Origin of the sequence: Streptomyces sp. NRRL B-3229 (assembly GCF_000719505.1) — a bacterium.
Classification (GTDB): Bacteria; Actinomycetota; Actinomycetes; order Streptomycetales; family Streptomycetaceae; genus Streptomyces; species Streptomyces griseorubiginosus.
The window spans coordinates 47,705-62,905 of sequence record NZ_JOGP01000002.1; the positions used below are offsets into that span (position 1 = coordinate 47,705).

Consider the following 15,201-nt stretch of genomic DNA (forward strand, 5'->3'; position numbering starts at 1 on the left):
TCATGCATGTCGACCTGCCCTCGGGTACGGAAGACCCCCGCGACCGCTACCGACGGCCCGGGGGCATGGCCCTCAACCGCAACGGAGTTGAAGACGTGTTAAACCTTATTGCCTGCCTCCTTGAGCCGCTGCTGCGGCTCCTGTTGCCCGCCTCCGGGTGCCACCGGCACCAGAACCGGCACCGTGCCGAGGGAAGGGTGCGGCCCGCCCCTGCACCGGGAGCCGCCGCCCCCAGCCGTGACCCCTCCCCGCACGAAGCCCTCATCCGTGGCGAGGACTCCCCGCTCGTCCGCCCCTACCTCCTCACCCACGAACAGCGTGTGCAGGCCAGGCAGCAGCGCGCCCGTCGTCGAACCCTCTGGCTCGCTGTGCACGGCATCGATGTAGGGCCACGGCACATCCACGGTGTGGAGGTCGGCTCGCGCCGGACCCGGAGCACCGAGGTGGCCGCCGCATGATCTACATGAGCCACGACGCCGCCTCCACAGCCACGCGCCCCCGCCTCCTCCCGTGGTCCAGCCCCGACGGCAACCCCTGCTACCTCGTAGCCGACGCCTCCGGTACCGGTCCTCTCTCCCGTGTGGCCGACAATGTCGAGGCCGTCCAGCTCGGCATGGCCGGCGACCTTCTCGACCATGCCGCCGATCTCCTTGCCGACATCAAGGCCACTGCGCCTCAACTCCGTTGTATCGCAGCCCGATTGACCGAATCTCTGCACGACGTGCACCGCATCGCTCGTAGCCGGGGCGCCCGCCTCCCTGTCCCGGACGATGACGACGAAGCTCGTGAGGAGGACCCCGGCACCTGACCCACCCGCCTCCGCCGATGGTGCGGACGTACCGGCGTAAAGCCCCCCTACGTCCGCACGATCTGCCACGTACTCCCTGCATCCCTTTCCCTCAGCCCACCCCCTCGGCGCAGAATGGATCTCCGGGGAACAGCGGGACGTACGGAGAGGCGCGGGGCTGTGGTGGTGCACGTCGAGCGGGACGAGGTGGAGCGGCCGTTAGTGGCCCAACTGGAGGCCATGGGGTGGACGCACGTCCCGGGCTTGGAGCTGGACACGCTCGACGCGGCCGTGCCGCTGCTCGTCGACCAACTCGGGCCGGCGCTGCGGCGGATCAACCTCCGGGGCAGTGACGGCCAGCCCTGGATGGGTGAGGACGACATCCGGCGGGCGGTCGGCGAGCTCGCCTCTCTCTCCCTCGGCAGCGGCGTCGTGCAGGCGAACCTTGCCGCCACCGACATGCTGCTCCACGGCTGGACGCTTCCCTCGCCCTCAGCCGCGCACGGCGGCCCGTCCGCCACCGTGCAGTACGTCGAGTGGCATCCGGACCTCGTCGCGCGCAACACCTTCACCGTCGTCGACCAGCTCCGCGTGCGCAGCCGTTCCGGCGAGCTGTCGATACTCGACGTCGTCCTCTTCGTGAACGGCATCCCGCTCGTTGCCGTCGAGTGCAAGAGCCCCGATCTTGCCGAGCCCGTCCGCAGTGCCGTGCTCGACCTTCGGCACTACGCAGGGAATCCCGTTCTGGACCTCGACGCCACCGGTACTCCGGTCCCCGCCGGTGTGCCGGAACTGTTCCGGACCGTGCAGCTCCTCGTCGCCGCGGCCGGGGAAACCGCCTACCTGGGTACCGTCACCTCCGAGCCCGAGCACTTCCATCCGTGGCGCAGCGTCGAACCGGAGGAGGAGAGCACGCTGCGGCGGGAGCTGCGTTCCGCCGGCCTGCTCGCGGACGGCGCCGACCCGGCCGCGCCCCCGCCGCTCGGGGAGCAGCAGAAGCTCGTCGGCGTGGTGCTGCGCCCGACCGCCCTGCTCAACGTCGTACGGCACTACGTGATCCCGATGGCCGTCGAGTCGGATGCGGACGGCGGTGCCGTGCGGACCGTGAAGGCCGTCGCCCGGCACCAGCAGTACCGGGCCGCCGAGAAGGCCGTACGCAGGCTGCTGACCGGGCGGGCCCGCGCCGGGCGTGACACCGAGGACGAGCGTGGCGGTGTCATCTGGCACACGCAGGGCTCCGGCAAGTCGTTGACCATGACCTTCCTGGTGCGGCGGGTGCACCTGCACCATGAACTCAGTGAGTTCATGGTGGTCGTGGTCACCGACCGCACCCAGTTGCAGACCCAGCTCTCACGGACGCTGAAGCTCAGCGAGTCGGACGTCGAGACGGCGAAGACCCGGACGCAGATGGAGGGGCTGCTGCGCGACGGTGGGCGGCGCGTCGTCTTCGGCATGATCCAGAAGTACGGGACCGGGTTCACCTTCGCCGGGGAGGCGGAAGGCAGCGGGGACGACCGGGATCTGACGGGAGAGGGAACGGGCGGGGGCGAGGACGAAAGCCCCGGACCCGTACCGGACTTCCCCGAGTGCAACAGGTCGCCGGACATCCTCGTCCTCGTCGACGAAGCGCATCGTTCCCACACCAGCGTCCTGCACGCGGCCCTGCGCAAGGCGATCCCGAACGCCGCCAAGATCGGGTTCACGGGGACGCCGATCATCACCGGGCGCGAGGAGGACACGCGCCGGATCTTCGGGCGGGGCGACTCACCGCGTGGCTTCCTCGACGAGTACCGGATGGAGGACGCCGAGCACGACGGCGTCGTCGTCCGCATCCGCTACGAGGGACGGACGGGGGAGGGTGAGGTCCGTGACGGGGAGGTCCTCGACAGGGGGTTCGACGACCTCGTCCGGGACCGCACCCCCGAGGAGCGGGCCGCGCTCCTCAAGCGGTGGCCCACCGAGCGGGACGTCGCCGAGTCCGTTCCCATGATCGAGGCGAAGGCCGAGGACATGCTGGAGCACTGGGTGACCACGGTGCTGCCCGGCGGTTTCAAGGCACAGGTCGCCGCCGTCAGCCGGAAGGCGGCCGTGCAGTACCACCACGCCCTGCGCAAGGCCCGTGACGAACTGCTGGCGCAGTTGGCCGAGTTCAATCCGGAGTCGGTGGCGGGGACACCGCTGGAGAAGCTGTCCGCCAGACAGCGCTATCTCCACCAGGCTTACCAGTTCCGGGCGTTGCTGCGGCGGATCGACTTCGTTCCCGTCATCTCCCCGGGTTCCGGCCACAAGCGGGGGGAATGGAGGGAGTGGACCGACTCCGGTCGCCAGGAGGCGTACACCGAGCGCTTCCAGAAGGCCTTCCCCGAGCTGGCGCCCGACTCGGAGTGGGTCGCGGTGACCCCCTTCAGCCTGCCGCAGGCCCCGACCCCTCCCACCGGTCCCGTCGGCGGTATGAACGCCCCGTGGTCCGAGGCCGCGAACAGCGAACCGTCGCCGCTCCCCACCTCGGTCCCCGACCCCGTGCACCCCGACAGCCCCATCGCCTTCCTGATCGTGAAGTCCATGCTGCTCACGGGATTTGATGCCCCGCGCGAGCAGGTGCTCTATCTGGACCGGCCCATCCGTGATGCCGAGCTGCTCCAGGCCGTCGCGCGCGTCAACCGCACCTCGCCCGGCAAGGAAGTCGGCTACGTCGTGGACTACTACGGCGTCTTCGAGCACCTCTCCAGCGCACTCGCCGGGTACCGGAACGCCGACGTCACCGACACCATGCGCGATCTGTCCTACGAGGTGGGCAAACTCGGGCCCGCCGCCCAGGAGGTCCGCGACTTCCTGCGGCGCAACGGCATCGACGACGCGCAGCTCGACCAGCTCGCCAAGCTGGGACCCGCGGCCCTTGCACTCCAACCCGAAGACCTGCGGTTCGACTTCGACGAGGTGCTGCACGAGTTCCTCGCCACCCTTGAACGTGTCCTTCCGCACGAGGACGCCCTGGACTACGTCGCGGACGCCCGGCGCTGGAGCCTGCTCCAGAAGCGGGTGCGGCGGCTGTGCCGGGACGCCGAGGGCGGCACGTTCACCCTGCGCCGGTACGGGCGCAAGGTCCGGGCGATGATCGCCGACCACCTCGAAGGGCCGGAGATCGACCAGGTCATCCCACCCGTCTCGCTCACCGCCCTCACCTTCGACGACGCCGTGCGGCGGCTGCCGCCGCAGGAGGCTGCGGCGGAGATGGGCCATGCGCTCCGCTTCCACCTGGAGGAGCGGACTAAGCGGGAGGACCCCGCGAAGTACGAGCGGCTCTCCAAGCGCCTGGAAGAGATCCTGCGCACGATGCCGGGCCGCTTCGAGGAGCAGATCGAGGAGTTCGGCCCGCTGATCGAGGAGGCCCGGCAGGAACAGGAGGAGTCCCCGGAACTCGCCGGACTCACGCCGCTCGAACAGCGGGTGTACCGGCTGGTGGAGCAGATCCTGGAGGACACCCCCGGAATCAGGCTCGCCGGTGACGGAGACGTCAGGCGGCTCACGGGCAGGGTGTGCGACGTGGCTACCAGAGCCATGGCCAGGGCGTCGTACCAGGGGCAGCACCAGGACATCAGCGCGCTGGCCGGGGACCTCCAGGACGTCCTGCTTGGTAACGATGTCCGGCCCGTGGACGGGGACTGGGCGTCGTTGGGGAACGCGGCGGAGCGCCTGGCGTCCTTCGCACAGAACAACCTGCGGCAGTTCCGGAGCAGGGCGAGGGGAGAATAGGCGGGTGACCGCTCCGGCCGACCCCTCGACGTGTTCCGCCCCCGAAGCCCTCCTCACTGTGGATGGACTGTCTCTGCGGGTACGTGTCAGCGCCCGCAGGAAACGGTTCGCCCTGACCGTCGAGACCGACGCGACCCTCACCCTGCACACCCCAACCGGGCGCTCGACGGCCGAGGCGGAGCAGTTCGTCCGCGCGCACCGGGACTGGTTGCTGACCAAGCGGCGGGAGCGGGAACGCACCCGCCCGCTCAGCCCCGTCAAGCAGCTCGCCGACGGAGAGGTCTTCCGCTATCTGGGGAGGACGTACCGGCTGACTGTGTCGGGTGAGGAGGGGACGGGCGGAGGGGTCCGGTTGATCGCGGGGCGCCTCGTCATGGGCCCGGATCTGGCGGTGGAGCCGCAGGCGGGTCGGGCGGCGCTGGTGGACTGGTACTGCCGGGCCGGCCTGAGGTGGACGGGACAGCGGCTTCAGCCGTGGGCGGCCCGTATGGGGGTGACCGAGCCGGAACTCGACGTGCGGGACTTGGGGGACCGATGGGGTTCGTACCGGCCGCCACAGGCTGGGGCGGGTGCCAAGGGTCTGATGAGTCTCGGGTGGCCGCTCTTCCAGCTGCCCATGCATCTGATCGACTACGTCATCGCCCATGAACTGGCCCACGTGAAGGTGTCCGGGCACCGGGAGGACTTCTGGCGGCTGCTGCGGGTAGCGCTGCCTGAGTACGAGGAGCGGCGGGCGGACCTCGACGAGCTGGGGCGACGGCTCTGGATGGGCGACATTCGGTAGGGCGGGCTGGACTCCCTTCATCGAGACAGGAGCCCAGCCACGGCAATGGCTACCAGATCGCCTCGACCCACTCCGGGTGGTCGATGAACGGGTTGCGGTTGTGCTGGTAGGTGTCGTAGATGACCTGGTTGCGCTTCTCCTCGAAGGCGCTGGGCGGGTCCGCCTCGTTCCACGCCTTGAGGACGGAGAGCTTGCCCATGAACGGGTCGGAGCCGTTGCCCACCTTCTCGTTGGGCTCCAGGTCGGCGAAGCCGTCGCCGCCGTCGTAACGCACCGCCATGTAGAGGATCATGCGGGCCACGTCCCCCCGGTCCGCGGCGCGCGGCGCGAAGGAGTCGGAGTCGACGGTGGAGCCGCCGCCGCCCGTGACGGCGCTGCCGCCGTTGTCGAAGTCCAGGTTGCCGCGGATGCTGTTGACCTGGACGTCGGCCGGACGCAGGTGGTGCAGGTCGGTGCCGGGGCCGGTGACCTCGCCGAAGTCGCCGTGGGACTTGGCCCACACGTGCTCGCGGTTCCAGTCGCCGACGTCCCCGCCGTTGAGGGACTTGGCGCGGGACACACCGCTGTACAGCAGGATCACGTTGTTGCTGTTGTTCGGGTCCTGGTCGGTCACCTTGAGGGCGTTCCAGACCGCGGAGTACGAGATCTTCGTGACGTTGGCGCTGATGATGGTGTGCAGGGACGACTTGAGGGTCGTCCCCGTCTTGCCGATCGCGTTCTTGTAGTACGTCGAGTCGTACGCCGTCGTCGTGGCGGCGGCCGGGGTCGTGGTCACGACCGGCGCGGCCAGACCGACCAGCACGGCTGCGGTGGTCAGCGCCACCGACTTCCAGCTGCGGATGCGTGTCGCCAGCATAAAGGGGGTCCCATCTACGCGGGTTGAACGGAGGCGGCAGTTGGGAGCGTGACATGTGCATGCGGCCCTGTAAATGGATTGCACGTGTCCATTGAGTGTCGCGAAACGGCAAATCGGGGTGTGTCTACGCGAGTTGACACGCGCAGCGGCCCCCGACGCGTGATCGGGGGCCGTTGACCGGGACTTGACCGGCTCTTGGGTCAGCTGACGTCGGACGGGTCCAGGCGGTAGATCGTCGAGGTGGTCGTCTCCGATGCGGAGCCGCTGCTCGCGCTCGTGCCGTAGTCGCTCGCCTTCACCGCCGTGCCGTTCTTCTGGACCCAGCTGGTGATCTCCTGGTTGAGGCTGCTGTTGCCGCCCATGCCTCCGCCGCCGAGCTGGATGTAGTGCAGCTCGCCCTTCTTCACCAGCTCCTTGAGCCTGGCCAGGGTCATCGCGCGGTCGCTGCCGGTGAAGCCCCACATGGAGATGACCGGCTTGTGGGTGCTGAGGATCAGCTGGCCCGCGCTCTGTGAATTGGACACCGCGAGCAGCCACTTGGCGCCGTCCTGGTGCTTCTCCAGGTAGGAGATCAGCGCGCTGTCGAGGCTGCCGCCCATGCCACCGCCTGGGGCACCGCTCATGCCGCCGGTGCCGCCGGGGGCCGTACCGGAGGCACCGGACTCGCCGTTCCGGCTGCCGGGAGCCGTGCCGCCGCCCGGGAGCTCCCCGTTCGTGCCGCCGGGTGCGCCGCCGCTCTGCGGAAGCTCGACGTTGCCGCCACCGGGCCGGCCGTTGGCACCGCCCGGGAACTCCCCGTTCGCCTGGCCGCCCTGTCGCGTACCGCCCTGCTGCCCGCCCGGCCCGCCGCCGAAGCCGCCCCGGCCGCCCCCGCCACCGGGGCCGCCCATGCCGCCCCCGGTCGGCGGACCCGCCGTCGGGTTGGTGCCGCCCATGCCGCCGCCCGTGGCGGAGAAGGCCGGCGAGACGGCATACGCCGTCGGGCCCGCGAGGGCCGCCACGAACGCCGCCGCCACAGACACGGCCAGTAGCCGGGCCTTCGTCCCCGAGGTCGCCGTACGGAAGACGAACAGTCCTACGACCGCGAGGACCGTCAGCACGGCGACCGTGGGCCACAGCCAGGTGTTCCAGTCGGTGGCCCGGCGCAGCAGCATGACCGCCCAGACCCCGGTGACCGCGAGACCGGTCGGCAGCACCCAGGACCAGCGCCCGTCACCGCCGCGGAAGGCACGCCACAGCAACTCCCCGCCGCCACCGCACAGCGCCGCGATACCGGGGGCCAGGGCGGTCGTGTAGTACGGGTGCATGGTGCCCTCGGCCATCGCGAAGGTCAGGTAGTGCAGCACCAGCCAGCCGCCCCACAGGACGAGCGCGGCCCGCGTCGGGTCGGTGCGCGGGGCGCGGCCGCACAGCACCAGACCGGCGGCGAGCGCGAGGAAGGCGAAGGGGATCAGCCAGGAGATCTGGCCGCCGAGGACGTCGTTGAACATCCGGCCGATGCCCGCGGTGCCGGCGAAGCTTGCGCCTCCGCCCCCACCGCCGCCGTTGCCCTCGCCGCCGAGGACCCGGCCCAGGCCGTTGTAGCCCATGATCAGGTTCCAGGCGGAGCCGTCGGTCGAACCGCCGATGTAGGGGCGGTCGTCGGCCGGGACGAGGGAGACCGCGGTCGCCCACCAGAAGCTGGAGACCGCCAACGCCACTGCCGCGAGGGCCAGATTGACGGCCTTCTTCCGCCAGCCGAGCTTCGAGGCGTAGACGTAGACCGCGAAGACGGCGGGCAGGGCGATCCAGCCCTGGAGCATCTTGGTGTTGAAGGCGAGCCCGAACAGGACGGCGGAGCCGATCAGCGGGAGCAGCCGGTCGGTGCGCACCGCGCGCAGGGCGAGGGCCGCGCCGCCGACCATCAGCAGGACCAGGAGGGTGTCCGGGTTGTTGTCCCGGTTGATCGCGACGGTGATCGGGGTGAGCGCGAGGACCAGCGCGGCGACGGTGGCCGCCACGTGTCCGAACACCCGCTTCACGGAGGAGTGCAGGACCCAGATCGTGCCGAGGGCGGCCGCGATCTCGGGGGCCATCATCTGCCAGGTGCCGAAGCCGAGGACCCGGCAGGACAGGCCCATGACCATGAGGGCGAACGGCGGCTTGTCGACGGTGAGGAAGTTCCCCGCGTCGAGCGACCCGAAGAACCAGGCCTTCCAGCTCTGCGTGCCGCTGTAGATCGCGGCGCTGTAGAAGCTGTTGAGGCTGCTGCCGCTCAGGTTCCAGCCGTACAGGACGCCGGCCAGGACCAGGATCGCGAGCAGCGCGGGCAGGGACCAGCGGGGGGCCTTGTCCGAGGGCGCGGCGGACGGGGCCGGCGGCGGCCAGTCAGCGGAGACGGTCTCGGTGTGGGGATGGGGATCGGTGGCAGATGTCACCCCGGCATCGTGCGGAGGCGGCTTGGGCGGGAGCTGTGACGTACCTGGCGCCATCCTGTGAATTCGCAACGGGTCAGGTAACGACTCGCACAACCATTCCCCATGCGTACAACCGTTTCCCCGTGCCCGAGAGTCAACTGGGCATGACACGGGGGATATTCAGACACACGAAATGGGTCGCGGCCGGTGCGCTGGCCGCCTGCGTCGCCGCCGCCACTCCGGCTGCCGCGGCCACCGCACCGACCGTCAGCTGCACGTCCGCCAAGGCGGGCCTCGCCGACAAACTCAAGCGGGACATCACGTCCGCCGTCTCCAACCGCTCCGGCACGATCGCCGTCGGCCTCTACGACCGTACGACCAACACCACGTGCACCCTGCGCTCCTCCACGGCGTACGACTCCGCGAGCGTGGTCAAGGTGACCGTGCTCGCCACGCTGCTGTGGGACGCGAAGAAGCACAACCGGTATCTGACCGACCGTGAGACCACTCTCGCCAAGGCCATGATCACCAAGTCGGACAACGACGCCACCAGCAAGCTGTGGAAGCAGCTCGGGCTGACGAAGATCAAGGGGTTCCTCTCCGCGGCGGGCATGACCCAGACCAAGCCGGGGGCGAACAACTACTGGGGCCTGACCCAGATCACCGTCACCGACGAGCAGAAGCTGCTCAAGCTGATCACCGCGAAGAACAGCGTCCTGAGCGACAACTCCCGGGCCTACATCCTGAAGTTGATGGGCCAGGTCATCTCCTCGCAGCGCTGGGGGACCCCGTACGGCGTCGGGTCGAACATCTCCTGGCACGTCAAGAACGGCTGGCTCCAGCGCTCCACGCACGGCTGGCGGGTCCACAGCGTGGGCACCTTCACGGGCGGCGGCCACGACTACATGATCACCGTGCTCACCCACGGCAACAGCACCATGAACTACGGCATCACCACGATCCAGGGCGTAGCCAAGGTCATCCACAAGGACCTGGCAGCAAGCTGACCCACCCGACCGCCCGGGCGACGCCTGGGCGGTCGCCGGTGTCTCGTCCCCGTACGGATACGGACGTGACGGCACGGGCTCCCGTGTCTCACCGGCCCGCCCCGTCCTTCACCACCGCGCCTCCCAGGCGTCACGCAGCCGTCCTACCGTGGCGCGCATGCAGCTGAGAACCGTACTCGCGACCGTCACCGCGGCCCTCGCCACGGCGGCCTGTCCCACCGCGGCCGGGCCCGCCGTCGCCTCGGTCCCGAACCGTCACGCCTGCTCCCCCTCCGTCTCCCTCGACCGTTTCTCCGACGCGCTCGACAAGACGACGTTCGACGGCACCTTCGTCGGCAACCTCTCCGCGCTCGCGCTGGACCGGGACGGCACCCTCGCCGCCCTGTCCGACCGCTCCGCCCTCTTCGACCTGGACGCGCGGAGCCTCAGGCCGCAGAAGGTGGTCCCGCTCGCCGACGAGAACGGGGCCCCGCTGGACTCCGAGGGTCTGGTCGTCGACAGGGACGGCACCCGGCTGGTCACCTCCGAGACCGAGCCGTCGATCCGCCGCTACGGCGCGGACGGGAAGATCCTCGACCGCCTCCCCGTCCCGGCCCCGCTCCTCGTCGCCCCGGCCGGCCGCGCCACCTCCAACCAGACCTTCGAGGGCCTGACCCTCCTGAACGGCGGCCGCACCCTGCTCGCCTCCATGGAGTACGCCCTCTCCGGTGACACGCCCGGTATCGTCCGCTTCCAGACCTGGACCCGGACCAAGGACGGCCACTTCAGGCCCGCCGCCCAGTACGCGTACCGCACCGACGCCGCCTTCCTCGGCGTCCCCGAGGTCCAGGCCCTCCCCGACGGCCGCCTCCTCGTCCTGGAACGCGGCTTCACGTCGGGCGTGGGCAACACGGTCCGTCTCTACCTCGCCGACCCGCGCCACGCCACGGACACGGCGGACATCGAGCACCTCACGGGCCAGGAGGACGTACGCCTGACCAGGAAGACCCTGCTCACGGACATCGCCGCCTGCCCGACGCTCGGTGCCACGGCGAAGCAGCCGCAGCCGAACCCCCTCCTGGACAACATCGAGGGCATGGTCGTGACCGGCCGCGACAAGGGCCGCCTGAAGGTCCTGCTGGTCAGCGACGACAACCAGAACGCGACACAGACGACCCGCTTCTACGACCTGAGGGTCCGGATCTGACCGGATCCGTCCGCCGACTTTGTTGCGGAGGGATGAAATCCGCTTCGGTCCGCGTTGGTGTCTTCCGGCAGATCAGGACTGTAGATCAGGACTGTGGACCAGGACTTCTGAGCGACGGAGGACACCCGCGTGGATCCGCAACGGGGATGGGCACGACGACTGGCCGGGTACGCCTGGCGGTACCCGAAGGACGTCGTCCTCGCCCTCGGCTCCTCCCTCGGCGGCATGGCCGTCATGGCGATCGTCCCCCTGATCACCAAGGTGATCATCGACGACGTCATCGGGGACCACACCCGGGACATGGCCCCCTGGGCCGGCGCCCTGGTCGCCGCCGCCGTCCTCGTCTACGTCTTCACCTACATCCGCCGCTACTACGGCGGCCGCCTCGCCCTGGACGTCCAGCACGACCTCCGTACCGAGATGTTCGGCACGATCACCCGCCTCGACGGCCGCCGCCAGGACGAGCTGTCCACGGGCCAGGTCGTCGGCCGCGCCACCAGCGACCTCCAGCTGATCCAGGGCCTGCTCTTCATGCTGCCGATGACGATCGGCAACTTCGCGCTCTTCGTGATCTCCCTGGTCGTGATGGCCTGGCTGTCCGTCCCGCTCACCCTGGTCGCCCTGGCGGTCGCCCCGGCCCTGTGGTGGATCGCCAAGCGCTCCCGGGCCAAGCTGCACCCCGCCACCTGGTACGCCCAGGCCCAGGCCGCCGCCGTCGCGGGCGTGGTCGACGGGGCCGTCGGCGGTGTCCGGGTGGTGAAGGGCTTCGGACAGGAGGACCAGGAGACCGGGAAGCTCAGGGAGGTCGGCCGCCGCCTCTACGCGGGGCGGCTGCGCACGATCCGCTTCAACGCGAAGTACACCCCCGCCCTCCAGGCCGTCCCGGCCCTCGGCCAGGTCGCGATGCTCGCGCTCGGCGGCTGGCTCGCCGTCCGCGGACACATCACCCTCGGCACCTTCGTCGCCTTCTCCACCTACCTCGCCCAGCTCGTCGGCCCGGTCCGCATGCTCGCGATGGTCCTCACGGTCGGCCAGCAGGCCCGCGCGGGCACCGAGCGCGTCCTGGAGCTGATCGACACCGAGCCGTACCTGAAGGACGGCACCAAGGAGCTCCCCGCCGACGCCCCGGCCACGGTCGAGTTCGACGACGTGTCCTTCGGATACGACCACGAGCGGCCGGTGCTGCGAGGCCTCAGCTTCGAGATCCGCCCCGGCGAGACCCTCGCGGTCGTCGGCTCCTCCGGCTCGGGCAAGTCCACGGTCTCGCTCCTGCTCCCGCGCTTCTACGACGTCACCCACGGCGCGGTCCTCGTCGGCGGCCACGACGTCCGCGAGCTCACCCTGGACTCGCTGCGGGCCGCGATCGGCCTGGTCCCCGAGGACTCCTTCCTGTTCTCGGACACGGTCCGCAACAACATCGCCTACGGCCGTCCCGACGCGACCCAGGAGGAGATCGAGAAGGCCGCCCGCGCCGCCCAGGCGGACCGGTTCATCACCGAGCTCCCCGAGGGCTACGACACCAAGGTCGGCGAGCACGGCCTGACCCTCTCCGGCGGCCAGCGCCAGCGCGTCGCGCTCGCCCGGGCGATCCTCACCGACCCGCGGCTGCTCGTCCTCGACGACGCCACCTCCGCCGTGGACGCCCAGGTCGAGCACGAGATCCACGAGGCGCTCAAGCACGTCATGGAGGGCCGCACGACCCTCCTCATCGCCCACCGCCGCTCCACCCTGAACCTCGCCGACCGCATCGCCGTCCTGGACGACGGCCGCCTCGCCGACGTCGGCACCCACGAGGAGCTGGAGAAGCGCTCCGCCCTCTACCGCCGTCTGCTCACCGACCCCGACGGCCTCGGCGGGGTCTCGCCGGGCCACGCCCAGCCGGTCGCCGTCCGGGAGGACACCTCCGTACGGGAGGAGCTGGACGCCGAGTTCGACGCCGAGCGCGGAGTCACGCCCCGGCTGTGGACCGGCGACCGCGAGCGCAAGGACACAGCCCTCGCCGGCACCCCGGCCACCCCCGAACTCCTCGCCGAGGTCGACGCGCTGCCCCCGGCCACCGACGTCCCGGACATCGACGAGGCCCGCGCGGTCACGCCCGAGGAGTCGTACGGCCTGCGCCGGCTGCTGCGGGGCTTCGGGCGCCCGCTGCTGATCAGCCTCGGCCTGGTCGCCGTCGACGCCGGCATGGGACTGCTGCTGCCGGTGATGATCCGGCACGGCATCGACGACGGTGTCTCGCGGATGGCCATGGCCGCGGTCTGGACGGCGACCCTGCTCGCCCTGCTCTCGGTGCTCGTCCAGTGGGCGGCGCAGATCGGCGAGACCCGGATGACCGGCCGCACCGGTGAACGGGTCCTCTACTCTCTCCGCCTGAAGATCTTCGCCCAGCTCCAGCGGCTCGGACTGGACTACTACGAGCGGGAGCTGACCGGCCGGATCATGACGAGGATGACGACGGACGTCGACGCCCTGTCGACCTTCCTCCAGACCGGTCTGGTCACCGCGTTCGTCTCGGTCGTCACCTTCTTCGGCATCATGGTCGCCCTGCTGGTGATCGACGTGCAGCTGGCGCTGGTCGTCTTCGCGACGCTGCCGCCGCTGATCGTCGCCACGTACTTCTTCCGCAAGGCGAGCGTGAAGGCGTACGAACTCGCCCGGGAGCGCGTCTCGGTGGTCAACGCGGACCTCCAGGAGTCGGTGTCCGGGCTCAGGATCGTGCAGGCGTTCCGGCGCGAGGGCGAGGGCGGCCGGCGTTTCGCGGAGCGCAGCGACAGCTACCGCCGGGCCCGCACCCGGGGCCAGTGGCTGATCTCGATCTACTTCCCCTTCGTGCAGCTGCTGTCCTCCGTGGCCGCGGCCGCCGTGCTGATCGCGGGTGCGGGACGGGTGGACGCGGCGACGCTGACGACCGGTGCGCTGGTCGCCTACCTCCTCTACATCGACCTGTTCTTCGCCCCGGTCCAGCAGCTCTCGCAGGTCTTCGACGGCTACCAGCAGGCGACCGTGTCCCTGGGCCGCATTCAGGAGCTGCTCCAGGAGCCGACGTCCACGAAGGCGGCCGAGGAGCCGCTGGAGGTCCTGTCACTGCGTGGCGAAGTGGCTTTCGAGAACGTGCACTTCGCCTACGGCGACGACGAAGAGGCGCTGGGCGGCATCGACTTGAAGGTTCCGGCGGGCCAGACGGTCGCGTTCGTCGGGGAGACGGGCGCGGGCAAGTCCACGCTGGTGAAGCTGGTGGCCCGGTTCTACGACCCGACGGGCGGCCGGGTCACGGTCGACGGCACCGACCTGCGCTCCCTCGACCTCACCTCCTACCGGCACCGCCTGGGCGTGGTCCCGCAGGAGGCGTACCTCTTCCAGGGCACGGTCCGGGACGCCATCGCCTACGGCCGCCCGGACGCCGGCGACGCCGAGGTCGAGGCGGCGGCCCGCGCGGTCGGCGCCCACGAGATGATCGCCACGCTGGAGGGCGGCTACCTCCACGAGGTGGCCGAGCGGGGCCGCAACCTCTCGGCGGGCCAGCGCCAGCTGATCGCCCTGGCCCGGGCGGAGCTGGTGGACCCGGACATCCTCCTGCTGGACGAGGCCACGGCAGCCCTCGACCTGGCCACCGAGGCCCAGGTCAACCAGGCCACCGACCGCCTCGCGGGCCGCCGCACCACCCTCGTCGTCGCCCACCGCCTCACCACCGCCGCCCGAGCCGACCGAGTGGTCGTCATGGACCACGGCAGGGTCGTGGAGGACGGCACCCACGACGAACTGCTGTCCCTGGACGGCCGGTACGCGCAGCTGTGGCGCACCTTCGTGGGGGAGGACACGCCCGCGGCGGCTTGAGTGGGCGTCGGCGGGAGGTTCTGACCGGACCGCAGGGGAGCCGTTGGCCGGGGCCGGTGTCGGGTGTGCAACCGTCGGACATAGGTTGTGCGTCCGTACACCTGTACGCCCGACAGCTGCGGGAGGGACGGCAGTGAAGAGTGGAGCGATACGACGGCTGGCGGTGGGGCTGGCCGTGACGGTGGCGGCCGGCGTGCTCGGGGTCGCGGTACCGGGACAGGCGCAGGCGGCGGCCTCGTCGTGCGAGGGGCGCAAGGTGCGGACGTTCCCGTTCGACACCGGCACCGTCGAGGTCTACCGGCGGGGCGGCTACGTCTGCGCGGTCACCCTGCCCAAGCGCCCCGGCGCACGGCAGTACATGCGGGTCAGCCTGCGCGCCTACGCGCTCCAGCCGGTCGAGGACGCCGGACGGTACAAGTACCGGGCCGGCCCGGTCACCGTGCACGCCGGGCAGCGCAAGCTGTGGATCAAGGGCGCGGTCGGCCGGGGCACGTTCGACACCGAGGGCTGGATCCGGCTCTGACGCACAGATTCCTCACAGGGTTTTCCCCATCGAGGTCCCATCTCCCCTGGTGCGGAACGCACTTGCGCCGCTAGC

9 protein-coding genes are annotated in these 15,201 nt (G+C 70.5%); 7 read left to right on the forward strand and 2 right to left on the reverse strand.

What is annotated here, in order from left to right; translation table 11 throughout:
* The first annotated feature begins 454 nt into the window (after positions 1-454).
* The 3 genes from IF54_RS0103235 (at position 455) to IF54_RS0103245 (ending at position 5,324) form a co-directional block, all read left to right on the forward strand.
* Positions 455-808 carry a hypothetical protein gene (locus tag IF54_RS0103235; protein ID WP_030314246.1) on the forward strand — a complete coding sequence of 118 codons (354 nt, stop codon included), beginning with the start codon at positions 455-457 and terminating at the stop codon, positions 806-808.
* A 159-nt stretch (positions 809-967) separates the two neighbouring features.
* Positions 968-4,540 carry a type I restriction endonuclease subunit R gene (locus tag IF54_RS0103240; protein ID WP_030314247.1) on the forward strand — a complete coding sequence of 1,191 codons (3,573 nt, stop codon included), beginning with the start codon at positions 968-970 and terminating at the stop codon, positions 4,538-4,540.
* A 58-nt stretch (positions 4,541-4,598) separates the two neighbouring features.
* The gene (locus IF54_RS0103245; protein ID WP_234438907.1) at positions 4,599-5,324 is read left to right on the forward strand and encodes a M48 family metallopeptidase; all 726 of its coding nucleotides are present in this window, start codon (positions 4,599-4,601) and stop codon (positions 5,322-5,324) included.
* 49 nt (positions 5,325-5,373) lie between these two features.
* Here IF54_RS0103245 and IF54_RS0103250 read toward each other — a convergent pair whose 3' ends face one another.
* Together IF54_RS0103250 and IF54_RS0103255 are read right to left on the reverse strand one after the other, a co-directional pair.
* A complete protein-coding gene (locus tag IF54_RS0103250) occupies positions 5,374-6,180 on the reverse strand; it encodes an endonuclease I family protein (RefSeq protein ID WP_030314249.1) in 807 nt (268 codons plus the stop codon).
* Positions 6,181-6,380: 200 nt separating this feature from the next.
* The gene (locus IF54_RS0103255; protein ID WP_030314250.1) at positions 6,381-8,597 is read right to left on the reverse strand and encodes an ArnT family glycosyltransferase; all 2,217 of its coding nucleotides are present in this window, start codon (positions 8,595-8,597) and stop codon (positions 6,381-6,383) included.
* Between the two features lie 143 nt (positions 8,598-8,740).
* On the opposite strand from IF54_RS0103255, the gene IF54_RS0103260 reads away from it, so the two are divergent.
* The 4 genes from IF54_RS0103260 to IF54_RS0103275 all read left to right on the forward strand — a co-directional run bounded on the left by IF54_RS0103260 (position 8,741) and on the right by IF54_RS0103275 (position 15,126).
* The gene (locus IF54_RS0103260) at positions 8,741-9,583 is read left to right on the forward strand and encodes a serine hydrolase (protein WP_030314251.1); all 843 of its coding nucleotides are present in this window, start codon (positions 8,741-8,743) and stop codon (positions 9,581-9,583) included.
* A gap of 157 nt (positions 9,584-9,740) precedes the next feature.
* On the forward strand, positions 9,741-10,769 hold the full coding sequence (locus IF54_RS0103265; RefSeq protein WP_030314254.1) for an esterase-like activity of phytase family protein: 1,029 nt from the start codon (positions 9,741-9,743) through the stop codon (positions 10,767-10,769).
* A 129-nt stretch (positions 10,770-10,898) separates the two neighbouring features.
* Positions 10,899-14,603, forward strand: coding sequence for an ABC transporter ATP-binding protein (locus IF54_RS0103270; RefSeq protein WP_030314256.1), 3,705 nt, complete (start codon positions 10,899-10,901; stop codon positions 14,601-14,603).
* A 133-nt stretch (positions 14,604-14,736) separates the two neighbouring features.
* Complete coding sequence (locus IF54_RS0103275; protein ID WP_030314258.1) at positions 14,737-15,126, forward strand: hypothetical protein; 390 nt, start codon at positions 14,737-14,739, stop codon at positions 15,124-15,126.
* Positions 15,127-15,201 lie beyond the last annotated feature (75 nt).